At 70.9% G+C, this 23,224-nt stretch carries 24 protein-coding genes; 15 read left to right on the plus strand and 9 right to left on the minus strand.

Features of this window, described 5'->3' with window-relative positions; genetic code table 11:
* Nucleotides 1-34: 34 nt before the first annotated feature.
* Genes ASG71_RS16570 through ASG71_RS04875 form a run of 3 tightly spaced genes read left to right on the plus strand, consistent with a single transcriptional unit; the run spans nucleotide 35 to nucleotide 1,691 of the window.
* Nucleotides 35-190, plus strand: coding sequence for a DUF4177 domain-containing protein (locus ASG71_RS16570; RefSeq protein ID WP_157366223.1), 156 nt, complete (start codon nucleotides 35-37; stop codon nucleotides 188-190).
* Between the two features lie 2 nt (nucleotides 191-192).
* Nucleotides 193-762, plus strand: coding sequence for a RidA family protein (locus ASG71_RS04870; protein WP_235563933.1), 570 nt, complete (start codon nucleotides 193-195; stop codon nucleotides 760-762).
* A 17-nt stretch (nucleotides 763-779) separates the two neighbouring features.
* Nucleotides 780-1,691 (plus strand): NUDIX hydrolase, encoded by a 912-nt coding sequence (locus tag ASG71_RS04875; RefSeq protein ID WP_056737581.1) that lies wholly within the window; start codon nucleotides 780-782, stop codon nucleotides 1,689-1,691.
* Nucleotides 1,692-1,848: 157 nt separating this feature from the next.
* Here the strand turns inward: ASG71_RS04875 and ASG71_RS04880 are convergent, their stop codons facing one another.
* Nucleotides 1,849-2,526, minus strand: a complete 678-nt coding sequence (locus ASG71_RS04880; RefSeq protein WP_011693220.1) for a Crp/Fnr family transcriptional regulator — start codon at nucleotides 2,524-2,526, stop codon at nucleotides 1,849-1,851.
* Between the two features lie 194 nt (nucleotides 2,527-2,720).
* Between ASG71_RS04880 and ASG71_RS04885 the strand changes: the two genes are divergently transcribed.
* Nucleotides 2,721-3,902 (plus strand): MarP family serine protease, encoded by a 1,182-nt coding sequence (locus tag ASG71_RS04885; protein WP_056737582.1) that lies wholly within the window; start codon nucleotides 2,721-2,723, stop codon nucleotides 3,900-3,902.
* A gap of 23 nt (nucleotides 3,903-3,925) precedes the next feature.
* On the opposite strand, the gene ASG71_RS04890 is transcribed toward ASG71_RS04885, so the two are convergent.
* The 4 genes from ASG71_RS04890 to acs all read right to left on the minus strand — a co-directional run bounded on the left by ASG71_RS04890 (nucleotide 3,926) and on the right by acs (nucleotide 8,010).
* Complete coding sequence (locus ASG71_RS04890; protein WP_056737583.1) at nucleotides 3,926-4,972, minus strand: DUF2332 domain-containing protein; 1,047 nt, start codon at nucleotides 4,970-4,972, stop codon at nucleotides 3,926-3,928.
* 2 nt (nucleotides 4,973-4,974) lie between these two features.
* Nucleotides 4,975-5,448 (minus strand): type II 3-dehydroquinate dehydratase, encoded by a 474-nt coding sequence (gene aroQ / locus ASG71_RS04895; RefSeq protein WP_056738522.1) that lies wholly within the window; start codon nucleotides 5,446-5,448, stop codon nucleotides 4,975-4,977.
* 57 nt (nucleotides 5,449-5,505) lie between these two features.
* Nucleotides 5,506-5,919: an SRPBCC family protein gene (locus ASG71_RS04900; protein ID WP_056738524.1), complete on the minus strand. Its 414-nt coding sequence runs from the start codon at nucleotides 5,917-5,919 to the stop codon at nucleotides 5,506-5,508.
* Nucleotides 5,920-5,985: 66 nt separating this feature from the next.
* Nucleotides 5,986-8,010, minus strand: a complete 2,025-nt coding sequence (acs, locus tag ASG71_RS04905; RefSeq protein WP_056737584.1) for an acetate--CoA ligase — start codon at nucleotides 8,008-8,010, stop codon at nucleotides 5,986-5,988.
* 467 nt (nucleotides 8,011-8,477) lie between these two features.
* On the opposite strand from acs, the gene ASG71_RS04910 reads away from it, so the two are divergent.
* From ASG71_RS04910 to ASG71_RS04920, 3 genes are read left to right on the plus strand one after another with little or no spacing between them, the layout of a single operon-like run.
* Entirely contained in the window at nucleotides 8,478-9,833 is a 1,356-nt protein-coding gene (locus ASG71_RS04910) for a hypothetical protein (RefSeq protein ID WP_056737585.1), read from the plus strand.
* A 7-nt stretch (nucleotides 9,834-9,840) separates the two neighbouring features.
* Nucleotides 9,841-10,707, plus strand: coding sequence for an endonuclease III (gene nth / locus ASG71_RS04915; protein WP_414826647.1), 867 nt, complete (start codon nucleotides 9,841-9,843; stop codon nucleotides 10,705-10,707).
* Complete coding sequence (locus tag ASG71_RS04920; protein ID WP_157366226.1) at nucleotides 10,704-11,384, plus strand: NUDIX hydrolase; 681 nt, start codon at nucleotides 10,704-10,706, stop codon at nucleotides 11,382-11,384. Before nth ends, ASG71_RS04920 begins: the two co-directional genes overlap by 4 nt.
* On the opposite strand, the gene ASG71_RS04925 is transcribed toward ASG71_RS04920, so the two are convergent.
* Nucleotides 11,381-11,581 (minus strand): YegP family protein, encoded by a 201-nt coding sequence (locus ASG71_RS04925; RefSeq protein WP_082574878.1) that lies wholly within the window; start codon nucleotides 11,579-11,581, stop codon nucleotides 11,381-11,383. The two genes, ASG71_RS04920 and ASG71_RS04925, sit on opposite strands and share 4 nt — an antisense overlap.
* 166 nt (nucleotides 11,582-11,747) lie before the next feature.
* Nucleotides 11,748-13,457: a bifunctional 3'-5' exonuclease/DNA polymerase gene (locus ASG71_RS04930; protein ID WP_056737586.1), complete on the minus strand. Its 1,710-nt coding sequence runs from the start codon at nucleotides 13,455-13,457 to the stop codon at nucleotides 11,748-11,750.
* 108 nt (nucleotides 13,458-13,565) lie between these two features.
* Between ASG71_RS04930 and ssd the strand changes: the two genes are divergently transcribed.
* From ssd to ASG71_RS04965, 7 genes are all read left to right on the plus strand, one after another.
* The gene (gene ssd, locus ASG71_RS04935) at nucleotides 13,566-14,765 is read left to right on the plus strand and encodes a septum site-determining protein Ssd (RefSeq protein WP_082574880.1); all 1,200 of its coding nucleotides are present in this window, start codon (nucleotides 13,566-13,568) and stop codon (nucleotides 14,763-14,765) included.
* The gene (locus tag ASG71_RS04940; protein ID WP_200947940.1) at nucleotides 14,762-16,045 is read left to right on the plus strand and encodes a TadA family conjugal transfer-associated ATPase; all 1,284 of its coding nucleotides are present in this window, start codon (nucleotides 14,762-14,764) and stop codon (nucleotides 16,043-16,045) included. Before ssd ends, ASG71_RS04940 begins: the two co-directional genes overlap by 4 nt.
* Nucleotides 16,046-16,256: 211 nt before the next feature.
* Nucleotides 16,257-16,907, plus strand: coding sequence for a hypothetical protein (locus tag ASG71_RS04945; RefSeq protein ID WP_321164496.1), 651 nt, complete (start codon nucleotides 16,257-16,259; stop codon nucleotides 16,905-16,907).
* The gene (locus ASG71_RS04950; RefSeq protein ID WP_056737589.1) at nucleotides 16,904-17,563 is read left to right on the plus strand and encodes a type II secretion system F family protein; all 660 of its coding nucleotides are present in this window, start codon (nucleotides 16,904-16,906) and stop codon (nucleotides 17,561-17,563) included. Before ASG71_RS04945 ends, ASG71_RS04950 begins: the two co-directional genes overlap by 4 nt.
* A gap of 204 nt (nucleotides 17,564-17,767) precedes the next feature.
* A complete protein-coding gene (locus tag ASG71_RS04955) occupies nucleotides 17,768-18,055 on the plus strand; it encodes a DUF4244 domain-containing protein (protein WP_056737590.1) in 288 nt (95 codons plus the stop codon).
* Nucleotides 18,056-18,210: 155 nt separating this feature from the next.
* On the plus strand, nucleotides 18,211-18,588 hold the full coding sequence (locus ASG71_RS04960) for a TadE family type IV pilus minor pilin (protein ID WP_235563934.1): 378 nt from the start codon (nucleotides 18,211-18,213) through the stop codon (nucleotides 18,586-18,588).
* Nucleotides 18,588-18,971 carry an Rv3654c family TadE-like protein gene (locus tag ASG71_RS04965; RefSeq protein ID WP_056737592.1) on the plus strand — a complete coding sequence of 128 codons (384 nt, stop codon included), beginning with the start codon at nucleotides 18,588-18,590 and terminating at the stop codon, nucleotides 18,969-18,971. Before ASG71_RS04960 ends, ASG71_RS04965 begins: the two co-directional genes overlap by 1 nt.
* Before the next feature lie 3 nt (nucleotides 18,972-18,974).
* Here ASG71_RS04965 and ASG71_RS04970 read toward each other — a convergent pair whose 3' ends face one another.
* Nucleotides 18,975-21,386, minus strand: a complete 2,412-nt coding sequence (locus ASG71_RS04970; RefSeq protein WP_235563935.1) for a DEAD/DEAH box helicase — start codon at nucleotides 21,384-21,386, stop codon at nucleotides 18,975-18,977.
* Nucleotides 21,387-21,481: 95 nt separating this feature from the next.
* The gene (locus tag ASG71_RS04975) at nucleotides 21,482-22,174 is read right to left on the minus strand and encodes a GNAT family N-acetyltransferase (protein ID WP_056737593.1); all 693 of its coding nucleotides are present in this window, start codon (nucleotides 22,172-22,174) and stop codon (nucleotides 21,482-21,484) included.
* Between the two features lie 139 nt (nucleotides 22,175-22,313).
* Between ASG71_RS04975 and ASG71_RS04980 the strand changes: the two genes are divergently transcribed.
* Nucleotides 22,314-23,207, plus strand: a complete 894-nt coding sequence (locus tag ASG71_RS04980) for a rhodanese-related sulfurtransferase (RefSeq protein ID WP_056737594.1) — start codon at nucleotides 22,314-22,316, stop codon at nucleotides 23,205-23,207.
* The last annotated feature ends 17 nt before the right edge of the window (nucleotides 23,208-23,224 follow it).

Genomic DNA, 23,224 nt, shown 5'->3' on the forward strand with positions numbered 1-23,224 from the left:
TTCCACTTTACCGGCAAGGACTAGGCTTTACTTCATGACCAAATGGGAGTACGCCACGATTCCGCTCATTATTCACGCCACGAAGCAGATCCTGGACCAGTGGGGTGACGACGGCTGGGAGCTTGTGCAGGTCGTGCCGGGACCCGACGGTAACGGCCTGGTTGCCTACCTCAAGCGGGAGAAGAGCTAGTCATGAGCACCCCCCAAACCGCGGCTTCAACCGGGTCCGGCGTCCCCGCCGGCGCACCCGGTGACGTGGCCGCCACCGGCGCGTCGTCTGCCGTCGAACAGCGCCTCGCCGAGCTGGGCCTGAAACTGCCCGAGGTCGCCGCCCCGGTCGCCGCCTACGTGCCGGCCGTGATCTCCGGCAACCACGTCTACACCTCCGGCCAACTGCCGTTCATCGACGGCAAGCTCGAGGCCACCGGCAAGGTCGCTTCCGGCGCCGAGGGAACCTCCGACGAGGCCACCGTCTCACCGGAGGCGGCCAAACGCTACGCCGAGGTCTGCGCAGTCAATGCCCTTGCCGCCGTCAAAAGCGTCATCGGTGACCTGGACCGGATCACGCGGATCGTGAAGGTCGTCGGCTTCGTCTCCTCCGACCCGTCCTTCACCGGCCAGCCCGGCGTCATCAACGGCGCCTCCGAACTGCTGGGCAAGGTCTTGGGCGACGCCGGCCAGCACGCGCGGTCCGCCGTCGGGGTTGCGGTGCTGCCGCTCGACTCGCCGGTCGAGGTCGAACTGATCGCTGAATTCGCCTAAAGGCCCGGTCGTTTCCCTTGCCACACTTAGCTCGACGCCTGTTTGTCCTCCCCCCGGAGCTTGAGGGGGCAGCCCGTAGCTGGCTGGAACACGGCGAACGGACCCCACGGGCTCCGCGCTACGCCTCCTCGGTCGTCCTGCTGCGGGACTCGCCCACCGGGTTGGAGACCTGGCTGGGCTACCGGCCAGGCTCCTCGCCGCTGGGCGTGCTCGCTTTCCCGGGCGGTTCGCTCGAAGCCACCGACGACGACGCCGTCGGTTGGCTTGGCCCCCCGCCGCAGTGGTGGGCCGAGCAGATGGGGACGACCGACATCGGGCTGGCGCGCCGCCACGTGGTGGGCGCCATCCGCGAACTGTTTGAAGAGACCGGGATCCTGCTGGCCGGGCCTGACCTGTCCACCACGGTGGAGGCAACCTCCACCGCCGAATGGATGCGCGCCCGCGAAGCCGTGGCAGAACAGGAAAAATCGTTCACCGACGTCCTCGGCAAACGCGGCCTGTCCGTCCGCACGGACCTGCTCAAGCCGCTCGTGAACTGGCTTAGCCCCGACTTCGCCCACCGCCGTTTCAACACCCGGTACTTCGCCGCGACCGTCCCCGTGAACCAGCAGCCCTCGCTGCTGGCCAGCAAGGGGGTCTGGGGCCGGTGGGTGTGTGTTCGCAAGGTCGTCGACGAGCGCGAAACCACCACCCTTGGCGACGAAGTGGGCCAGCCGAACACGGTGGGCCTGACCCTGGGCCAGCTGCTGGTGCCGGGTTCGGAGATCATGCTGGAGAAGATGGCCGCGGCCAACGGCTGCATCGCGTACCTCAGTTACAAGCGCAAGGCCCATGCGTACCAGCCGGTCCTCGTCGAAGAGGAAGGCAAGCTCGTGCTCGAAGTCGAGGCGGCCAAGACTGTCGCCGGGGAACCGCAGCGCGAACGGTAGGGTGCCGGCCCGAAAAGTGGCATCCGGAAGCGTGCGTCTAAGCGAGGCACGAGCGAGCACGCGGAGGATGGCGCTTTCCGGGCCCGACAGGCGAAGGGCCGGCTCCGAGTGTTCGGAACCGGCCCTTCGGCGTTAGCGGCAGTTACTGAAGAACGACCTAGCGGGAACGCTGGCGGAGGCGCTGCATGTCCAGGATCACGACGGCGCGGGCTTCCAGGCGCAGCCAGCCGCGCTGCACGAACTCGGCGAGGGCCTTGTTGACCGTTTCGCGGGAGGCGCCGACCAGCTGGGCCAGTTCCTCCTGGGTGAGCTCGTGGGCGACGAGGACGCCGTCGGTCGCCGGGCGGCCGAAGCGGTCGGCCAGGTCCAGCAGGGCCTTGGCGACGCGGCCCGGCACGTCGGAGAAGACCAAGTCGGAGAGCGAATCGTTGGTCCGGCGCAGACGGCGGGCGAGGGCCTGCAGCAGCTGGGCCGAGACCTCGGGGCGGGTGCGCAGGAGGGCGTTGAGACTCTCGTTCTTCAACCCGGCCAGGCGGGTCTCGGACACGGCGGTGGCCGTGGCGGTGCGGGGGCTGGGGTCGAACAGGGCCATCTCGCCGAAGAGTTCGCCCGGGCCGAGGATGGCGAGCAGGGACTCGCGGCCGTCGGGGGAGGTGCGGCCGAGCTTCACCTTGCCGGAGACGATGAAGTAGAGCTGGTCACCCTGGTCGCCTTCCCGGAACACCGAGGCTCCGCGGGAAAGGTCCACTTCGGTGAGTTCGTCCGTCAACAGACGGAACGCCTCGTCGTCGAGCGTGGCGAAAAGGGGTGCGCGGCGCAATACCTCGATGTCCATGAAATCTCCTGACTAACTGTGTCGGCTGGGGCGCTCCAGTCATTCTTTCAGAACTTTGCGGCTTCTGTGACGTACTTGGCACAGAATCGCCCGAAACGGCGGGCATGAGGGGTCCGCGCGCGGCAAAAGCCGCCGGGCAAACTGTCAGCCGGCGCCGGTAGAATAAGGTTCCAACCAGTCCCTAAGGAGCCCCGGTGTTCGGCTTGACCATTCTGGACCTGGCGTTGGTTCTGACGCTGCTGTCCTACCTGATCTACGGGCTGCGGAACGGTTTCCTGGTGACCCTGGGCGGCATCGCGGGGTTCGCGGCCGGCGCCGTGGCAGCCTTCGTGTCCGTGCCGGTCGTAAGTGACCTGGTCGACGACTCCGGCTGGCGCCTGACCGCAATCATCGCCGCCGCTGTCCTGCTGATGATGCTGGGGCACGGCATCGGGACCATGATCGGCCGCCGCATCCGCAGCGTGGTCAAGATCAGCCCGCTGAAGCTTGCGGACCGGGTGGTGGGCGGCGGCGTGAACGTGGCCGTGTCCGCGCTCGTGATGTCTATGCTGGCGTTCAGCATCAGTGCCCTCGGTGTACCGCTCATTTCCCAGCAGCTTGCCGACTCCAAGGTGATCGGGTTTATCGACGGCGTCACGCCCACGCCGCTGAAGGCCTCCATGGCCCAGCTCCGCTCGGCCGTGATCGGCGACGGAATCCCCACCCTCCTGGAAGGCGTCGGCGGCCAGCCCGTAGCGGTCCCGGATGCCAGCACGGACACCCCGGCCCTGAACAAGGCAGCGCAGTCCGTCCTCAAGATCGCCGGCACGGCGTACCAATGCGGCCAGAACCAGACCGGCACGGGCTTCGTCGTTTCCCCGGGCCGGGTCGTGACCAACGCCCACGTGGTCGCCGGCGTTCCCGAGCCCGTGGTCGAAGTCCCCGGCGGAGGCGCCCTCCCGGGCCGGGTCGTGTACTTCGACAGCCAGCATGACCTTGCGGTGCTGGCCGTGGACGGTCTGCGGGCCGCGCCGTTGCCGCTGGGCCGCAACCTCCCCGCCGGCAGCGCGGCGGCTTTCGCGGGCTACCCGCACGGCGGGCCGTTCCAGTCCAAGCCGGCCACCGTCCGGGACATCACCACCGTCCTGGTGCCTGACATCTACGGCAACAATGCCGCCCCCGAGGACGTGTACCGGCTCGCCGGTGACGTGCAGCCGGGCAACTCCGGCGGCCCGCTGCTGAGCACCTCCGGGCAGGTGGCGGGTATCATCTTCGCCAAGTCCACGTCCGAGGCGTCGCTGGGCTTTGCCATCACCATGACTGACCTGGCTCCGGTCGCGTCGAAGGCCCCGGGCCTGGGCAGCCCCGTCTCGCCCGGGCAGTGCATCAAGAAGTAGGAACGGGAGACTGACCTCCCGCCTCAGGCGCCGGCGGCCTCGATCCACTCCAGGCTCTGCCCGTGCGGCCCGGCGATTCCCACCGGGGACCCGTCCTCCACCACCAGGAACCGTCCGCGGAGGCGGGCGTCGTCCAGTTCCGGGACCACGCTGGAGCCGTCCTGCTGCAGGATGACCGTGTGGCCCTCATTGGAGATCCAATGGCAGCCGCGGTCAGCGGCCAGCTGGGCGACGGTGTCACGGAAACGCTCCCGGCCGCCGGCGTCGAGATACGCCATGACCGCGCTGTGAAAGACCACCAGGGCAGCCTCCGGCGGTGCCTGCCCGGCCAGGGCGACCAGCTTCTCGTTGAGGTCGCCGGCCACCAGTTGCGGCGGGTCCTCCAGCGCGACGGCGATCGCCCGGCGGAGCCGCTCCCGGCGGAAGTCCTGTTCCGGCCAGATGAGCGCCTCCAGCCAGGCGACGTCGTCGGGGTCGCGGATATCCAGCGGGTTCAGGTCGATCCCGGCCCGCCAGGCGACCGCGGGCAGTGCGGCCGGCAACGGAACGTCCCCGGAGGTGGCGCAGTGCAGCACCGGGTAGCTGGCGGGACCCGCCCCGGAGGGCGCCAGCCGGGTGACGGCGCCGCCGGGGCCCTCGAATTCGTAGCCATAGCGGTCCGGGAACAGCCCCAGCCCCGCGGAGGCGCCGACCTCGAGCAGGGCAAGCGGGCGGCCCTCAGCGGCGGCGATCCGGGCCAGCGAGGGAAGCAGTGTGGCGCAGCGTCCGGCCTCGTTGGTCTGCGTGGACCGGGTCTGGACCAGCCGGGAAATCTCGTCCCAGTGGGCGTCCAGGAAGCTCCGGAATTCGGGATAGGGGCTGACCGGGGCGCCGAGGAAGCGGGCGGCAGCCAGCATGAGCAGCGGCTGGCGTTTGGTGTGCGGCCATTCCTCGATGCGGCGGACGATCTCGGGGTCGTCGGCGATGCCGAGCGACCACGCGGCGTAGCAGGCGGAGTTGCCCGGGGCATCGACGGTGCCGAAGTGCCGGTACCAGTCCGCGGTCCCCGCCGGTTCCGCCCCGGAGGACATGCTCAGTCCCGGCCCGCGTGGAGGTCGGCGAGGTATTCGACGGCGAAGCGGTAGCCCAGGATTCCCGCGCCGGCGATCACCGCTTTGCTGATGTCGGAGAGGTAGGAGTGGTGCCGGAACGGTTCGCGCGCGTGGACGTTGGTGATGTGAACCTCGACGGCGGGAAGCTGCACCGCGGAGAGGGCGTCCCGGATGGCCACCGAGGTGTGGGTGTAGGCGCCGGCGTTCAGGACGATGCCGACGGCTTTACCCCTGGCGGCATGGATCGCGTCCACCAGGGCGCCCTCATGGTTGGACTGGAAGCACTCGACGTCCAGGCCGTGGGCGTTGCCGGCATCCTTGGCGAGCTGCTCGACGTCGGCCAGGGTTGCCGTCCCGTACTTTTCCGGCTCCCGGGTGCCCAGCAGGTTCAGGTTGGGCCCGTTAAGGACCAGGATGGTGCCGCGGCCGGCGCCGGCGGGAGTGGCTTCGCTCATGCCTGCCAATGTATCGCGTTGTCCCGGTCCGCAGGCCGATGTTTCCTGCGGAGTTCATCATTCACGGACCGGGCCGGGACCGGCGGAGCTCTCCGGTCCGGCCACGAGCCGCTCGATCCGCCGCAGCGCCACGGCGCAGACCGGCAGGTAGGCAGGTGCCCACCACGGCACGGTGAAGGTGACAAGGCAGCCGTCCGGTTGCGGGGTGACCCGGTGGCCCGTGGCCGGGATGCCGGCGACCGACCACGACCAGTAAGTGCCGGGGTCGAACCCCGTCACGGTGTACGGCAGCGTGACTCCCACGGCGGTGCGCACCCGGCCGCGGCTGCCCAAGGCAAGGCGCGCGGAACCGGCTGCGGGTTGGACGCCGGCGATGGACGACCCCCACGCCGGCCACTGGCCGGTGTCCGTGAGCAGCCTCCAGACCACGTCGGCCGGCGCGGCAATCCGGCGCGAAACCGAGAAGGTCACCGGGGCCCGCCGCTGGACCACGTCACCGGTGCGTTGCCGCGTTCCGTCATGCCCGGACCGGGCCGGTCACTTCCTGAGGGACTGGGCGATCTGTGCCATCACGGTGTTGTCGGCCAGCGTGGTGGCGTCCCCGACTTCGCGGCCTTCGGCGACGTCCTTGAGCAGCCGGCGCATGATCTTGCCGGACCGGGTCTTGGGCAGCTCGGGCACGATCAGGATGGTCTTGGGCTTGGCGATCGGGCCGATCTCCTTGCCGACGTGGTTGCGGAGTTCCTGGACCATGGCATCTCCGGAGTCCACGGCGTCGCCGCGCAGGATGACAAACGCCACGACGGCCTGTCCGGTGGTCTCGTCGCTCGCGCCGACCACGGCGGCCTCGGCGACGGCCGGGTGGGACACCAGGGCGGATTCGATTTCCGCGGTGGAGAGCCGGTGGCCGGAGATGTTCATGACGTCGTCCACCCGCCCGAGCAGCCAGATGTCCCCGTCCTCGTCCCTCTTGGCGCCGTCGCCGGCGAAGTACATGGTCTCGAAGCGGGACCAGTAGGTGTCCTTGAACCGTTCCGGATCGCCCCAGATGCCGCGCAGCATGGCGGGCCACGGCTCCCGGATCACGAGGTAGCCGCCGGTGCCGTTGGGCACGGATTCCCCGGTCTCATCGACAACGTCGACGGCGATGCCGGGCAGCGGGACCTGGGCGGAGCCGGGCTTGGTGGCGGTCACGCCGGGCAGCGGCGCGATCATCTGCGCCCCGGTTTCGGTCTGCCACCAGGTGTCCACGATCGGGGCCGGGTTCTCCTTCTTCTCCCCGTTCTTCCCGGCGTTGGCGCCGATGACGTCCCGGTACCACATCCAGGCCTCGGGGTTGATGGGTTCTCCCACCGAGCCCAGGACGCGGATCGAGGAAAGGTCGGACTTGGCCGGGATTTCCTTGCCCCACTTCATGAAGGTGCGGATGGCCGTGGGGGCGGTGTAGAGGATGGAGACCTTGTACTTCTCCACGATCTCCCACCAGCGGCCTTGGTGCGGGGAGTCGGGGGTGCCCTCGTACATCACCTGGGTGGCGCCGTTGATGAGCGGCGCGTAGGCGACGTAGGAGTGCCCGGTGATCCACCCGACGTCGGCGGTGCACCAGTACACGTCCGTCTCCGGGTGCAGATCAAAGACGGCCTTGTGCGTGTAGGCGACCTGGGTGAGGTAGCCGCCGGTGGTGTGCAAGATGCCCTTGGGCTTTCCCGTGGTGCCGGAGGTGTAGAGGATGAACAGCGGATGCTCGGAGTCGTGGCCGACGGCGGTGTGCTCGTCGGAGGCAGCATCGACCGTGTCGGCCCACCAGTGGTCCCGGCCCTCGTGCCAGTCCACGTCCTCCCCGTTGCGCTTGACCACGACGACGTTCTGGACGGTGTGCCCGTCGTGGGCGAGAGCCTCGTCGACAGCCGGCTTCAGCGGGCTGGGCTTGCCGCGGCGGTAGGTGCCGTCGGCGGTGATGACCAGCTTCGCCTCGGCGTCGTCGATCCGCGAGCGGAGTGCCTCGGCGGAGAAGCCGCCAAAGACCACGGAGTGGATGGCCCCGATCCGGGCGCAGGCCAGGAGCGTGATGACGGCCTCGGGGATCATCGGCAGGTACACGGCGACGCGGTCGCCCTTGGCCACACCGAGGGACTCGAAGGCGTTGGCGGCCTTCTTCACTTCCCGGGTCAGCTGGGCGTACGTGTAGGTGCGGGTGTCGCCGGGTTCGCCCTCGAAGTAGATCGCGACCCGGTCGCCGTTGCCGGCTTCGACGTGACGGTCCAGGGCGTTGTAGGCCGCGTTGACCTCTCCGCCGACGAACCACTTGGCGAACGGCGGGGTGGACCAGTCCAGCGTCTCGGTGAAATCTTTGCTCCAGCTCAGCAGTCCGCGGGCCTGCTTGGCCCAGAACGCCGGCCGGTCGGCGTCGGCCTCGGCGTATTCGGCGGCGGTCACCACGGCATTCGCTGCGAACTCCGCGGACGGGGCGAACTTGCGGTTCTCCTGCGACAGGTTTTCAAAGGCGTCGCCCTGCCGGGGCGCCTGGGTTGCCGTCGTGGAGCCGGGGGTCTGCTGGGACATGGTGAACCTCATCATTCATCGAGCCGTGCCATCCGGCGCGTCCGCCCGGCCGGCACCCGGGGCGCTTGCGCGGCGCCGGGCATCTGCCGGTCACGGACGTGCCGGAAAGAGCTGTTCCGAACTACACACTAACGCCCGCCCCCGACAGAACGTGCGCCCCGTCACATTGGGAGCCGCGAGCGGTGCTTATTAAGCGCCGAATGGCTGGGCCGGGCCGCGGTGAGGGGCCGCGGGAAGCCGCCGTGGCGGCGGGATCCGCTCCCATGCGGCCGCTCGTTTACGCGTTCGGCGAAAGCCCGCAGGGCCCGGGCGGGCTGGCCGCGCCCCGGCTAGTGAACGTTCAGCCACTTGGCTAGGCTGATACCGAGTTGTGACATCCGATGGGAGCGATTGGGCCGCAGAGCGGCCCTTTCTTGGCTGCCGTTAGGCGGCACCGTCCAGGGTGCGGCCACGCTAAGGAGAACAGAATGAACGAGCAAAGCAACGGGCAGCTGCGCGCGCCCTCCCGGACCGAGGATCCCGCCGGGCAGACGCCGGACGGCCGGGGGGAGCAGCCCCGCTTCACCGTGGATAAGCCGAACGCGAAGAACAACGAAGCGGTCCTGGGGCCCTTCACGGTCCGCGATCTCACGGTTCTTGGCTCCACACTGGTGCTGTTCATCGCCTCGCTGATCCCGATGTTCGCCGTCCGGTACAACCTGTGGAATCTCGGCAGCCTCTTCTTCCTCGGCCTGGGAATCCTGCTGCCGCTGATCGTTGCCGCGCTGTTCGTTGCGCGCCGGGTCAGCCCGGGGACCAGGATCCGGATCGGGTCCCTCTCGGTCGACCAGTTTGCCTCCGTCGTGGCGTCCTTCAGCCTGGCGTTCTTCTTCCTGGCGGTCGCGGGAGCATTCGTCCCGTCCCTGTTGCTGGGTCTGATCGGTGCGCTGGGGCTCTTCACCTCCACGGTGCTCGCACGGCTTATCCCAGTCCTCGCCGGCGACTTCCTGCACCGCGTCGAGAGCCCCGCCCACGTGGTGGCGCGGGAGGCTGCGCAGCCGGTCCGCAAGCCGCGCGCCCCGAAGGCTGCCAAACCCGCCGGCGGCGCCAACGCCGGCAGCGGTGCGCTGGCGGGGTGGGCGAAAAAAATGGCTCCGGGCAAAAAGGCCGACGACGGCCAGCACAGCCCACAGGACCAGCACAGCCCCCAGGACCGGACCACGCCGCAGGCGCAGACCGCACCCCAGAGCCCCGGAGTCCCCGCGGCAGGCCACGGTGCCGGGTTCCCGTCCGGTGCGGCAGCAGCCGCGGGAGTTGGCGCGGCGGCTGCCTCCGGCGCGAACCCGTCCCGCCCGGCGGCGGCCGAACCGGCCACCCAGGCCCACGGCGTGGTTCCCTTCGAGGCGCCTGCGCAGGCGGGCTCCCCGTCCGCAGTGGCCGGCGAAGCGGTACCCTCTGCCGCCGAACAGACCCAGGCCGCGCCCGCGGCCCCCGCAGCACCGAATCCCGCGCAGGAGACCCAGACCGCGGCCGTTCCCGCCGCCTCGCCCTACGAGGCGCCCACCGCCCTCAACCCGCAGGTCCGCCCGCAGGAGCCGATCGGCGCCACCGTCGACCCGGCCGGGCACGGCGCCGCGGCGCCCCAGCCCGCCTACGAGGCCTTCTGGTTCGCCGTCGCCCAGCCCCGAACGGCGATGGACGAGCGCACCGGCGCCCCCGCCTTCGTCATTGAACCCGGCGGCTGGGTCCTTGCCCTCGAGGACCGGGGCCATGAGTTCCTGGTGCAGCACACGGACGGCAGGGTCGGTGTCCTCCGCGATCTCAGCAACATCGAACGCGGTTAGCGGCACCGTGTCCACCGAACCGGCCGGCGCGGACGCCGCCGTCGTTCCGGCCACCGTGCCGCCCGGCGCAAAGTCCCGTCCCCGCGCCGCCGGGGGAGAGACGCTGCTGGGGCTCAAGCGGCGGGCCCGCCGGATCAACAGGGCACTCGCGGAGCAGTACCCGTACGCCCACGCGGAACTGGATTTCCGCAGCCCGTTCGAGCTGGTGGTCGCCACCGTCCTGTCGGCGCAGACCACGGATGTGCTGGTAAACCAGATCACGCCGCTGCTGTTCGCCCGGTACCCGGATGCGCGCAGCATGGCGGAGGCGGAGCCGGCCGAGCTGGAGGCCATCATCAAGCCGACGGGCTTCTTCCGGGCCAAGGCACGGAACCTGATGGCCCTGGGCACCAAACTCGTCGACGACTATGACGGCGAGGTGCCCGGCCGGCTCGAAGAGCTCGTGAAACTTCCCGGCGTGGGACGCAAGACCGCGAACGTTGTCCTCGGCAACGCGTTCGGCGTCCCCGGCATCACGGTGGACACGCACTTCGGCCGGCTGGCCCGCCGGTTCGGCTGGACCGAGTCGGACGACCCCGTGCGGATCGAGTCCGACGTCGCCGAACTGTTCGAACCGAAGGACTGGACCATGCTCTCGCACCGGGTCGTGTTCCACGGCCGTCGCGTCTGCCATTCCCGCAAGCCGGCCTGCGGCGCCTGCGCCGTCGCGAACTGGTGCCCCAGCTACGGTACCGGCGAGACCGACTCGGACAAGGCCCGGCAGCTGCTGAAGTATGAGCTTGCCCCCGGGCAGGAGGAGCTGCTGGAGAAGCTCCTGGCCGAGACGCACCGGGCCGCGGAAATCCGGATGGAATCGCAGAGAAGGCCGCGGTGACGGCCCGCCAGGACCTGGTCGGGCTGGTCGGGGCCGTGCGCGCCGGAACGGCGCCGCCGCCGGACCCGCGCTGGCGTGAACTGAAGGTCGAGCCCGGTGAGCGGGTCCGCCGGGCCGCCGTGCTGATGCTCTTCGGCGCCCTGGACGACGTCCCGGCGAAGTCGGTGAAGCTGCTTGCCCCGGCGGACCTTGATGTGCTCCTGCTGCAGCGCGCGCAGACCCTTGATGACCACCCCGGACAGGTCGCGTTCCCCGGCGGCGGCATTGACCCGGGGGAAACCGTCATCGAAGCCGCGCTGCGTGAGGCCGAGGAGGAAACCGGACTCGATCCCGGCGGGGTGGAGGTGCTCGGCGTGATGCCCGAGCTTGCCCTGCCGCGCGGAAATTTCCTGGTCACCCCGGTGCTCGGCTGGTGGGCCGCGCCCTCCCCGGTGCGGGTGGTGGACTACGGCGAATCCGCCCAGGTCTTCCGGGTGCCGGTCCGGGACCTGCTGGATCCCGACAACCGGGTCATGGCCACCGTCAGCCGCGCCGGCCAGACCTTCCAGAGCCCGGCGTTCACCGTCAACGGCGTCGTGGTCTGGGGATTCACCGGGATGATCCTGAACCAGCTGTTCGACCAGCTGGGCTGGGCGGTCCCGTGGGACCGCACCCGGCTGCACGGCATCGACGGCTAGATGCGGACCGGCTTCCCCGCGGACCGGTCCACGACGTGCCCGGTGGCAGCATGTTCGCGCACGGCGGTGATTCCGGCGGCTGCGCCCTGGAGGGTGCTGAACAGCGGTGAGACAGCGACGACCGTCCCGTCCGGCGCCGTCAGCCTAAAGAAGTAGGAGTTGTCTCCCGCCGCTGCGATCTCGAATATGCCAGCCACTTCGCTGCCTCCGGTTCCTTGCCTTATTGCCTTCGCGCCGGCGTCCACCCCCAGGGGCGTCCGCCGGCTTTTCGAGCGTAGGCAGGCCGCCGGAGCGCCTGCAACGCTACCGGCGGGTACGTTACCCCCGGCGTCACACCCGCCGGGACGGGCGGCATGGCGGCAGCTACTTCGCGTGGTCGTAGGAGTCGACGACGGCGATACTGACCGGAAATTCGACCGGAATCCGGCCGAACAGCAACTCGCGGGCTGCCGCGGCCGACTCCTCGATCGCCCGGACGCACGCGTCCACGGCGTCCACGGGGCAGTGGACCATGACCTCGTCGTGCAGGAAGAAGACCAGCTCGCCGGAGGGGCCGCCGCCGGCACGCAGCGTCCGCAGCCGCCGTCGCAGCTCCGCCAGCCAGCAGGCGGCCCAGTCCGCCGCCGAGCCCTGCACCACGAAGTTCCGGGTGAACCTGCCGCGCGAACGGGCCAGCGCGTCGGCCCGGCGCTGTTCCTCCGCGGTGGCCGACTGCTGGCTCTGCCGCCACCGTTCCGAGGGCGGCGGGCTGCTGCGGCCCAGCCGGGTCGTGACCGTCCGGCCTGCCTCGCCTTCCCGCGCCGCGTGCTCCACGTAGCCGACGGCCCGCGGGTAGGTGCGCGCCAGCTGGGGCATCAGCCGCCCCGATTCGCCCGTTGTCGCGCCGTAGATGGCGCCGAGCAGGGCAACTTTGGCCTTGGCCCGGTCGCCGCCGAATCCCTGCGCGGCGATGCCGGCGTAGAGGTCCTTGTCCCGGGCGGCCGCCGCCATCTTCGAGTCCTGGGCCAGGGCCACCAGCACCCGCGGCTCCAGCTGGGAGGCGTCGGCGACGATCAGCTTGTGTCCCGGGTCGGCATGCACTGCGCCGCGGATCTGGCGGGGAATCTGCAGGGCACCGCCGCCGCGGGAGGCCCACCGGCCGGACACCACGCCGCCCACGACGTACTCGGGCCGGAAGCGGCCCCCCTTGACCCAGGCGTCCAGCCACGCCCAGCCGTTCGCGGCGTGGAGCCTGGCAAGCTTCTTGTGGGCCAGGAGCGGCTCGATGGCCGGGTGGGTGGATTCCTTCAGTTCCCACTGGCGGGTGCTTTTCACCTCGATCCCGTTGCGGTGCAGGGCCCGCATCAGTTCCTGCGGGGAGTCGGGGTTAAGCGCCGGGGAATGCAGCAGCCGGCGGAGTTCGCCGGTGAGGGCCTCCAGTTTGGCGGGGCGGTGGCCGGCGGCCGGGCGCGGGCCGAGGTAGTCGGCAAGGATCCGCTCGTGCAGTTCCTCGCGCCAGGGCACGCCCGTGTGCTGCATCTCGGCGGCGATCATGGCGGCCGCGGACTCGGCGGCGAGCAGCAGCTGAAGCCGCTGCCTGCGCCGGTCCCCGTCCGGGGCGACGCCGGCCAGGGCTTCCTGCTGCGCGGCGTATTCGGCCCGGAGCTCTTCCGGGGAGTGCCGGGCGGTGGCGCGCGGGCCGGGGGCGTCGAAGAGTGCGCCCTGGTCCGCCGGGGGAGGCGGCGGCTGCAGCGCCCGGGGCGGTTGCTGGACGTCGTCGTCGGCCGTCAGCTTCTCCGTGGCACGGGCGTAGGCGGTGTGCGCCGTGAACTCCGAGTGGGCCAGGATCGCCCCGCACAGGGACAGGTCGTAGCAGCGTTCCAGCTCGACGCCGGCGGCCAGCAGGGCCGGGTACCAGTCCTGGGTGCGGTGCCAGATCCACCGCGGCCGCTGCCGTTCCAGCGCGCTCACGACGGCGGGAAGTTCGGCGGCGCTGAGAATCCGCGGGCCGGGGGCGTCAGGGTCCGGGGCGCCCAGGTGCGTGAGCCGTTGGAGGGCTGCGCCGTCGGCGTGGGCGGCAAGCAGCAAATGCATGCTCCCAATTCTGCCCTGCCGGCCGGCCCTGGCCGTCATCGGCACGGGTTGTCCACATAGCGGGGGACGCCGCTTATCTGCCGCCGCCGCGGCCTCCACAGTGGGGGAATGAGCCGGCATCAGCTTCCCCAGCCCGACCCTTCCCGGACGGAAAACACGCAGTCCGCCCCGCCCCGCCGCCGGGCCGCTGAGCGTGACCGGCCGGACACGGAACCGCGGTACGGTGGCCCACAGCCCGGCGCGCCGGTCCGGGCGGGGCCGTGGCTGCCCGCGGACGCTGCCGGGACGTTGCTGGTCACCCGGTCAGCGGTCCTTCGCAGCGAGGTGGAGCGGATTGCGGCCGCGGCCGGACGCCAGCTCCTGGTCGTGCCCGATGCCGCTGCGGCCGCGCCGCACTGGGACTCGGCCGGCACCGTCCTGGTGGGCAGTGACGTGGCCGAACTGCCGCCCCGGCGGAGCGCTCCGGCTGTTCTCGTCGGGCTGGACGACGACGGCCTCTGGCCGCTGGCGGCCGCGATGGGCGCCGACCGCGTGGCCGTGCTTCCCGACGCCGGTGCGTGGCTGGCCGAGTACCTCACCCGATCGCAGGCCCCGGACCCCGGCGGACACGTGCTCGGCGTCATCGGTGGCTGCGGCGGCGCCGGGGCGACGACGGCCGCTGTCTGGCTGGCCCAGGCCGCGGCCGGCCTGGGCGCGCGGGTCCTGCTGGTCGACGGCGACCCCTGGGGCGGCGGCCTGGAACTGGCCCTCGCGGCGGAGGAAGAGCCCGGGCTCCGCTGGCCGGACCTGGCCGGGGCCAGCGGCAGCATCGACCCGGACCAGCTCCAGCAGGCGTTGCCGGAGGCGGGGGGCTTCTCCTTCCTGTCCTGGCCGGGCAGCCGCGAGCCGGCCCCGGCGATCGACGACGCCACCACAGCCGGTGTCCTGGACGCCGCGCGGCGGTCCTACGAGCTGGTCGTTGTGGACATTGGGCGCGGGCTCGACGCCGTGCGCAGCTTCGCCTGGGAATGTGACCGCCTCGTCGTGGTCGTGCCGGCACAGTTGCGGGCCGCCGTAGCCGCGGCCCGGCTGGTGGCGGAGCTGCCTCCGGCGGACACCGTGCTGGTCCTCCGGGCCAAGCCCGGCGCCACGGTCGGCCACGAACTCGTTGCGCAGGCGGTGCGGTTGCCGGTGCAGGGGATCGTGCCGGAGATCCGGGGGACAGCGGCCGCCACGGAACTTGGCCGGCTGCTGGACACCGGCGCCCGGCGCAGCGTGCACCGTTTCGCGACGGCTCTCTTCGACGTTGACGCGGCCGGCCCGCCGTGAGCACGCACGCCTCGTCTGGACCGCTGGACGCCGGCCGGCCGCGGTCCCGGCACCGGCTGGCCGCACCCGGCGGGGTGGACCCGCTGCTGCTGGACGTGGTGCGCGAATCCGTCATGGCGGAGCCGGGTCCGGTCACGCCGACCCGGGTGGCGGCCGCCGTGCAGGCAAGCGGTCGGGTCCTGGGCGCGGCCGGGGCGCTCGCCGCCGTCGAGAGCATCAGCGCGGAACTGAACGGGCTGGGATTGCTGCAGCCGCTCACGCGAGACCCGCGAGTCACCGACATTTTCGTCAACGCGCCCGATTCGGTCTGGTTCGACCGCGGCCGCGGGCCGGAACGGGCGCCGATCAGGTTTCCCGGGGAGGCGCAGGTGAGGGCACTCGCCGTGCGGCTGGTGGCAGCCGGAGGGCGCCGTCTTGATGACGGCTCGCCCTGCGCGGATGTCCGGCTCGCCGGCGGCTACCGCGTCCACGCCGTCCTGCCGCCGATCTCCTCGGCCGGCACGCTGGTGAGCGTCCGGATCCGGCGGGACTCGGTGTTCACCCTCGCGGAGCTCTCCGCTGCCGGCATGTTCGGCCCGTTGATCCGCGGGATCCTCACACGGATGGTGGCACGCCGCCTGAGTTTCCTGGTGAGCGGGGCGACCGGTGCCGGAAAGACGACACTGCTGGCGACGCTGCTCGGACTCTGCGAGCCGGGGGAGCGGCTGGTGCTGATCGAGGACGCCGCCGAACTGAACCCCGTGCACCCGCACGTCGTCTCCTTGGAGGCGCGGCACCAGAACCTGGAGGGCGGCGGCGCCGTCGACCTCGGGGAACTCGTCCGCCAAGCCCTGCGGATGCGACCGGACAGGCTCGTGGTGGGGGAATGCCGTGGCGCCGAGGTGCGGGAACTGCTGGCCGCCATGAACACCGGACACACCGGCGCCGGCGGCACGATCCACGCCAACACCGCCGCCGCCGTCCCCGCCCGGCTGACGGCCCTCGGGGCGCTCGCGGGAATGTCGCAGGACGCCGTCCGCCTCCAGACCATCAGCGCCCTCGACGCCGTGGTCCACCTCGAGCGTCGGCCCCACGGCCGGCAGCTCGCCTCGATCGGACTCCTTGAGGACCGGCCCGCCGGTCTCGCCGTCGCCGCGGCGCTCGACGTCGACGCCGCCGGCACCGTCCGCCCGGGCCCGGCATGGCCGGCCTTAGCCACCCGGCTGGGCGTAGACCCCGCCACCTGCCCGGCGACCGGACACCGGGCGGGCGGCGCACCCGGCCCGGGGGAGCCGGTATGAGGGCCGGATCGCCGTGACAGCCGCTCTGGCGGGGTTCCTCGTTCTGGCGTTATGGCTTGTGTTTGCGCCGCCGGGCGGCCCCGACCGCCGCCTCCGTCAAACCATGACCGGGCGGGCGCCGGACCCGGACGGGGCGTGGTCCAGTATGCGGCGATGGCCCCGGGATGCCGTGCTGCGGCGCGGGAGGAGGAACCCGCCGGTGGAGGTTCCCATGACCGTCCTGGTCCTGCAACTGGCTGCGCTGCTCCGGGGCGGCCGCGCTCCGGCGCGCCTCTGGGAGGAACTCTGGCTGCTCTACGGAAACCAGGGCCCGCCGGCCGCCGGGCGCCCCGGCAGCGGGCAGTTCCAAGCGGTCCGCGGTCCGGCGGGAGCCTTGGGCGAAACCTCGCGCGGAATCCTGGCCGCGGCCCGGGCAGCGGCGGCAACGGGGTCGCCGGTCGCCGCCGCGATCCGCAGCGCCGCGGCCGGTACCGTTGCCCCGGGCCGGAGACGCCGCATGCAGCCGCCGCCGCGCGAACTGGCCGTCTGGGGCGAACTGGCAGCCTGCTTCGACGTCGCCGAGGCAAGCGGGTGCCCGCTCGCCGATGTCCTGGCCCGGTTCGCCGCCCATCTGGAGGCCGGCGACGACGCAGGCGCCGCCCGGCAAACCGCCCTGGCCGGTCCCCGCGCGACCGTGCGCATCCTGACCTGGCTGCCGTTCCTCGGACTTGCTCTGGGGGTGCTGCTCGGAGTGGATCCGCTGGCGGTCCTGCTTGGCACCCCATTGGGTACGGCCGCGCTCGTCGCCGGGTTCGTTCTTGCCGCAGCCGGCCGGATGTGGTCCTCCCGCCTGGTCCGGGCAGCGGCCGGGGGAGAACCGTGACTCCGGAGCAGGGCGGCGTGGCCGTGGCTGCGCTGCTGGCCGCTGCTGTGGTCCTGATGCTCGTGCCCGGCGTCCGGCCGCGGCGCCGATGGAAGCGTGCCATGGATCATCCGGACAGCCGCCCTGGTGCACCCCGGCGGCCGCCCGGCGGCGGAAGCGCCCGGCAGGGTAGCCGGGCCGGCGCCGGCCGCCGAGCCCCGGAGGATCCGGCCGGAGGGCTTGGCATCAGCGACCCGGCCCTGATGCTGGACCTGCTCGGCTCCATGCTGGATTCCGGGGCCGGGCTGGGCCGGGCCCTGGAATTGCTGGCGGCCCAGGCCGAGCCCTCGCTCGGGCGGCCACTGGGCCCGGTCGTGTCCTCCCTGGCCATCGGCGCCGATTGGGAGACGGCCTGGCGGACTTCCGGCAAGATCCCCGCCCGGCTGCTCGCCATCCGGGACGGACTGGGGTTCGCAGCGCTGACAGGGGCACCCTCAGCGGCCATTCTCTACGCCCAGGCGGCAAGGCTGCGCCGGGAGCATTTTCGGGCCGCCGAACGCCGGGCCGCCGCTCTGGGCGTGAGGCTGGTCCTCCCGCTCGGGCTGTGTTCACTGCCGGCCTTCGTGTGCCTCGGGATTGTTCCCGTCGTGCTCGCGATGCTGCCGGCAGGCCTCTGACCGCTCTGCAGCATGGCGCTTTTCGCACTGCGACTCCTCCTCCACAGCCGGACTTTTCCACTTGGCCGCAGCGGGCCCTTACCCGGCTACAGGGCGGGGCGCGAGATTGGAACAAGCCGGTCATCACGACGGAATCCCAAAAATACGACAAACGACTCCGGGCGACTGTCCCGGCAAAACCCCCACCACCCAGAAAGGCATCCCATGACACTCCACCGCATCGACCCGGCCGGGCCGGGCAGCAGCCAAACCGGCGAAGACGCACCCGTGGTCAGCGAAATCTACCCTGGTGCGATGGAAGCCGCGCCCGTTCACCAGGGACCCCGACGGCGCAACACACAGAGCACCGAGGCGGGGATGGCAACCGCCGAATATGCCATCGCCACCCTTGCCGCGGTGAGTTTCGCGGGCCTGCTTGTCCTGATCATGCGCAGCGACGAGGTCCGCGGCTTCCTGCTCAATCTCATCCGCACGGCGCTGGCACTGCCATGATCCGCCGGCTGTCGCGGCCGGAGCCCTTCGCTCCGGGGCGGGCCCTTCCGGCCGGGCCAGACCGGTCCCCGCAGCCGCGCTCCTCCGCAGGACGGCAGTCTGCGCCGGGGCCCCTTCCACGCTCCGGCGCCAGGGCACCGGAATGCCGGGGCGCGGTGACTGCCGAGTTCGCCGTAACCTTGCCGGCGGTCGTCCTGCTGTTGGCGCTCGTGTTGGCCGGCTCCGCGGCCGGGCTGACGCAGCTCCGGCTTGAGGAAGCAGCACGGGCGGGTGCCAGGGCGCTGGCCCGCGGCGACGATGCGGCCGCCGTGGGCGTGACCGTGCGGCAGCTGGCCGGGGAGTCGGCGCGGGCAGCTATCGCATCCGACGGCGCCTGGCGGAGCGTCACTGTATCCGCCGCCGTCACCGGCGCACTGGGCCCGCTGGTCCCCTGGACCCTCACAGCCCGGGCATGGGCGCGAACCGAGACCGCAGACGCGGTGGCCCTTCCAGGGGCTCCTGCGTCCCGGCCTGCCCCTGGCCGGAGCGCCTGATGCGGCAGGCAGCGGGGACGGCCTCGGAACAGGGCGCGGGGACCGGGCTCGCCCTGGGACTCGGCATGGTGCTGCTCCTGGCCCTGGCCGCTGCCCTGCTGCTGGGCCAGGCCGCGGTGATGGCCGCCCGGGCAGCGGCCGCAGCGGATCTCGCTGCCCTTGCCGCCGCCGACGCCACCCGCGGACTCGCGGCCGGAGAACCCTGTGCCGTCGCGGCCGAGGTCGCAGACCGGTACCGGGCCAGGCTTGTGGACTGCGTCCTGGAACCAGGGGAAACAGTCCAGGTCTGGACCGAACTGCGCGACCGTGCCGCTTTTGGTCCGGCCACCGGCCTTGCACGGGCGGGACCGCCGCCGGCAGGTGACGCTGGCCAGTCCGGTTGAGTGCTAGCCCGTCGGGTTAGCGGTGAGGCCGGCGGGCTGACCGCCCGGATCCGCCGCCGGGCCGCCCATGACCTCGCTCGCATCTTCGAGCAGCATCTCGATCAGCTTGACGGCGGCATCTTTGTCCAGCGGGTTGTTCTTGTTCCCGCACTTGGGCGACTGCACACAGGAGGGGCATCCGGCCTCGCATTCGCAGGCTCGGATAGCCTCCCGGGTCGCGGAAAGCCAGACCTTGGCTTTGTCATAGCCGCGTTCAGCGAATCCTGCCCCGCCGGGGTGGCCGTCATAGACAAAGATGGTGGGCACGCCGGTGTCGGCGTGGATGGCCGTGGACACGCCGCCGATGTCCCAGCGGTCGCTGGAGGCAACCAGCGGCAGTAGCCCGATGGCGGCGTGCTCGGCGGCGTGCAGGGCGCCCGGGAACTGGGCCTCGATCAGCCCGGCGCCGGTCAGGGACCGGTTATCCATCACGAACCAGACCGCCTTGGTGAACAGGTCCCTGGCGCCCAGCTGGAGCGGTTCCTCCCCCAGGACCTCGTTGGAAATCAAGGCTTTGCGCTGGAAGGAGACTACCTGTGTTGTCACTTTCACATCGCCGAAATGCACCGCCACGTCACCCCATCGGGTCGTGCGAAGCGTCTCCAGGACTTCGATCTGCGTCACGTCGCGGGCGGTCGTGTAGTAGTCGGGGTTGGCTCGGCGGACCACCACGCAGTGCTCCGCCTCGTTCAGTTCCTCGACCACGTAGCTGTCGCCCTGATGGACGTAGACCGCCCCGGTGTGCGCCTGGTAGTGGGTCTGCGGGGAGTCCATGGTGCCAAGCAGGGAACCGGTGTCGGCGTCCACGATGCTCACCGGACCGCCGCCGTCGGCGCGCAGGTTCACCATCGCGGCCGCGCTTTGCGGGTGCGTCCAGAACCAGCCGGCGGGACGCCTGCGCAGGTAGCCCCGGGCAACCAGCTGGCCGAGCAGCTTCTCTGCCGTCGGCCCGAAGAGCGGAAGGTCCCCGGCCGCCAGCGGCAGCTCGGCCGCGGCGGCGCAGAGATGGGGTCCGAGGACATAGGGATTGGAGGGGTCGAAGACCGTGGCCTCCACCGAAACGTCGAAGATCGCCTCGGGGTGGTTCACCAGGTAGGTGTCGAGCGGATCATCGCTCGCGACGAACGCGGCGATGGCGTCCTGCCCGGCCCGTCCCGCGCGGCCGATCTGCTGGAACAGCGACGCCCGGGTGCCCGGCCAGCCGGCGACCAGGACAGCGTCGAGCCCGGAGATGTCGATGCCGAGTTCCAGCGCCGAGGTGCTGGAGACGCCCAGCAGCTCACCCGAGCGCAGGGCCCGTTCCAGGGCGCGCCGTTCCTCCGGGAGGTACCCGGAGCGGTAGGCCGCCACCCGCTGCGGCAGGCTGGGGTCCACCTCATCCAGCAGCCGCTTGGTGATCGAAGCGATGGTCTCTGCCCCGCGGCGGGACTTGATGAAGGCGATGGTCCGGATCCTGGCGGACACAAGGTTCGCGAGCAGGTCCGACGTCTCCGCGACGGCGGTGCGGCGCTCCTTGGCGCCGTTCTCGCCCCGCAGCTCGGTCAGCGCAGGCTCCCAGAAAGCCACGGTCGTGGCACCGTGCGGGGAGCAGTCCTCGGACACAGCCCGGACGGGCGCGCCGATGAGCCGGCCGAAGGAGGTGCCCGGGTCGGATGCGGTGGCGGAGGCGGCGATGAACACGGGGCCCGGGTGGGAAGCGCCGGGACTGTAATAGGCGCAGATCCGCCGCAGCCGGCGCATCAGATTAGCCACATGGGAGCCGAAGACGCCGCGGTAGCTGTGCGCCTCGTCCACGATCACGTACCGCAGCCGGCGGAAGAACCGCGCCCACCAGGCATGGTTGGGCAGAATCCCGAAGTGCAGCATGTCCGGGTTGGCCAGGATGACATTCGCGTGGTCCCGGATCCAGCGCCGCGACGCCGGGTCGGTGTCCCCGTCGTAGGTTTCCGCGCGGACCGTGGGCAGATTCAGCGAGCGGATGGCCGCCAGCTGGTCGGCCGCGAGCGCCTTGGTGGGGGAGAGATAGAGGGTGACCGCGCCGTCGTCGTGAATCTTTCCGGGGTCCGCGAGGACGCGCAGCTCGGAGCGGTGGACCGCGTCCAGTGCCGGCAGTTGGTAGGCCAGCGACTTCCCCGACGCCGTCCCGGTGGCGATCACTACGTGTTCGCCGGCGTGGGCGATCCCGGCGGCCTGTACCTGATGGCGGTAAGGCTCGTCGATTCCGAGGGAACCGTACGCGCGCACCAGATCGGGGTGCACCCACTCCGGCCAGGGCTCGTTGACGGCTTTCCGGGCCGGGACGGTGCGCACGTGACGCAGCTGCTCCGGGTCCGGGCCACGGCCCAGCAACGGGATCAGGGAGTCGTGCGGGTTCACCCCAACATTCTTTCACCCGGGCTCAAATCGCCGCCCGGTAGCTAAGCCGGGCGCTGCGGGTCAACATGCCGGACGACTGCCGGGAGGTGCGGCGGTCAGCCCACGGACAGGTCGGCGCCTTCGTCCGAGGCCGACAGCATGAGCACGTGGCACACCGTGGACCAGCCGAGGTGCGAGTACAGCTTCTGGCCGTCGAGGGAGGCCAGCAGCAAGCCGGATTCGACGTCGTGTTCGAAGGCCTGCGCCGCCAGGGCCCGCATGATGAAACTGCCCAGTCCGCGCCGCTGGAAGCCGGGCTCGGTGACGATCTTGTCGAAGACGGCGGTGTGGTCGGCGACGAAGACCCGGCCGCTGGCGGCGACCTCCTCACCGGCATAGACGACGGCGTGGTGTACCCCGTCTGCCGTCGACGGCACCCAGCGCAGGTCGTCGTCCGGGAGCCAGGGATCTTCGGCGTCCTGGGTCTCCATGTCCACGATCATCATCGTCTGCGACGCCGACGTAACGTTTAGTCCGTTCTTCGCGGCAAGAGCCGTGTAGCGGGGAACGTCGTTGGTGAGGATCGTCAGGATCCGCGCCGGGACCTCGGCGGTCTTCGCGGCAAGTTCGCCGAACTCGGCCTCCGCGGGATCGTGGGCGAAGTATTCCCATTCGCGGGTCGTGTCCGCCCGCAGCACGGCGGGAAAACGGCCCTCTCTGCGCGTCTCGTAGCCGCGGCAACCGGCCCACCCGGCGACCCAGACCTCCAGGAGGTGGGTGGTGTCGTTAACCATGGCGTCAACACTCATGAGACGAGCGTATTCCAGCCCCGCCACAAGTAACAGAGCCGCAGCAGGCCGGGGGCGCTTACTTATCCAATTGTGACTGTGCGGCAGCAGCGCGCCGGTGGCCGGCGGTGTTTTGCGCGGGCCAAGTACGCTTAAACACGTGGCTTTAAATCGAATTGTGCTCTTTTACGGCTTCACCCCGATCGCGGATCCGGAAGCGGTCCGGCTGTGGCAGCGCGCCCTCTGCGAGAAGCTGGGGCTGACCGGCCGCATCCTCATCTCCAAGGACGGCATCAACGCCACGGTCGGCGGCGAGATCGGTGCGGTCAAGCAGTACGTAAAGACCACCCGGGAGTACAAAGGATTCCGCGGCATCGACGTGAAATGGTCCGACGGCGGGGCCGCTGATTTCCCGCGGCTGAGCGTGAAGGTGCGCGACGAGATTGTCTCCTTCGGCGCACCGGGGGAGCTCAAGGTGGACGAACACGGTGTTGTCGGCGGCGGGACGCACCTGGCGCCGGAGGAATTGCACCGCTTGGTCGAGACGAAGAAACAGGCTGGGGACGAGGTGGTGTTCTTCGACGGCCGCAACGGCTTCGAAGCCGAGATCGGCCGGTTCAAGGACGCCGTCGTGCCCGATGTGGCAACGACCCACGATTTCATCAAGGAACTCGAATCCGGCAAGTATGACGGCCTCAAGGACAAGCCGGTGGTCACCTATTGCACCGGCGGGATCCGCTGCGAGGTCCTCTCCAGCCTCATGATCAACCGCGGCTTCAAAGAGGTCTACCAGCTCGACGGCGGGATCGTCCGCTACGGCGAGGCGTTCAAGGACCAGGGCCTCTGGGAGGGCTCGCTCTACGTGTTCGACCGGCGCATGCACCTTGAATTCAGCGAGGACGCCAAGACCATCGGCCAATGCGTCCGGTGTTCCGCCCCGACCAGCAAGTTCGAGAACTGCTCGAACCCTGCCTGCCGGACGCTGACCCTGTACTGCGCCGAGTGCGCGTCGGACCCGTCAACGCTCCGCTGCCCGGACGGCTGCGCGGCGTAACGCCGGCCCGACCGCCC

The organism is Arthrobacter sp. Soil763, from assembly GCF_001428365.1.
In the GTDB taxonomy this organism is placed as follows: domain Bacteria; phylum Actinomycetota; class Actinomycetes; order Actinomycetales; family Micrococcaceae; genus Arthrobacter.

Excerpts from the sequence above, each read along its gene's own strand:
- ASG71_RS16570 (WP_157366223.1), top strand. The coding sequence starts at position 35 with ATGACCAAATGGGAGTACGCCACGATTCCGCTCATTATTCACGCCACG.
- ASG71_RS04870 (WP_235563933.1), top strand. The coding sequence starts at position 193 with ATGAGCACCCCCCAAACCGCGGCTTCAACCGGGTCCGGCGTCCCCGCC.
- ASG71_RS04880 (WP_011693220.1), bottom strand. The coding sequence starts at position 2,526 with ATGGACATCGAGGTATTGCGCCGCGCACCCCTTTTCGCCACGCTCGAC.
- ASG71_RS04890 (WP_056737583.1), bottom strand. The coding sequence starts at position 4,972 with ATGTCCTCCGGGGCGGAACCGGCGGGGACCGCGGACTGGTACCGGCAC.
- aroQ (WP_056738522.1), bottom strand. The coding sequence starts at position 5,448 with ATGAGCGAAGCCACTCCCGCCGGCGCCGGCCGCGGCACCATCCTGGTC.
- acs (WP_056737584.1), bottom strand. The coding sequence starts at position 8,010 with ATGTCCCAGCAGACCCCCGGCTCCACGACGGCAACCCAGGCGCCCCGG.
- ASG71_RS04910 (WP_056737585.1), top strand. The coding sequence starts at position 8,478 with ATGAACGAGCAAAGCAACGGGCAGCTGCGCGCGCCCTCCCGGACCGAG.
- ASG71_RS04930 (WP_056737586.1), bottom strand. The coding sequence starts at position 13,457 with ATGCATTTGCTGCTTGCCGCCCACGCCGACGGCGCAGCCCTCCAACGG.
- ssd (WP_082574880.1), top strand. The coding sequence starts at position 13,566 with ATGAGCCGGCATCAGCTTCCCCAGCCCGACCCTTCCCGGACGGAAAAC.
- ASG71_RS04945 (WP_321164496.1), top strand. The coding sequence starts at position 16,257 with ATGACCGTCCTGGTCCTGCAACTGGCTGCGCTGCTCCGGGGCGGCCGC.
- ASG71_RS04955 (WP_056737590.1), top strand. The coding sequence starts at position 17,768 with ATGACACTCCACCGCATCGACCCGGCCGGGCCGGGCAGCAGCCAAACC.
- ASG71_RS04965 (WP_056737592.1), top strand. The coding sequence starts at position 18,588 with ATGCGGCAGGCAGCGGGGACGGCCTCGGAACAGGGCGCGGGGACCGGG.
- ASG71_RS04975 (WP_056737593.1), bottom strand. The coding sequence starts at position 22,174 with ATGAGTGTTGACGCCATGGTTAACGACACCACCCACCTCCTGGAGGTC.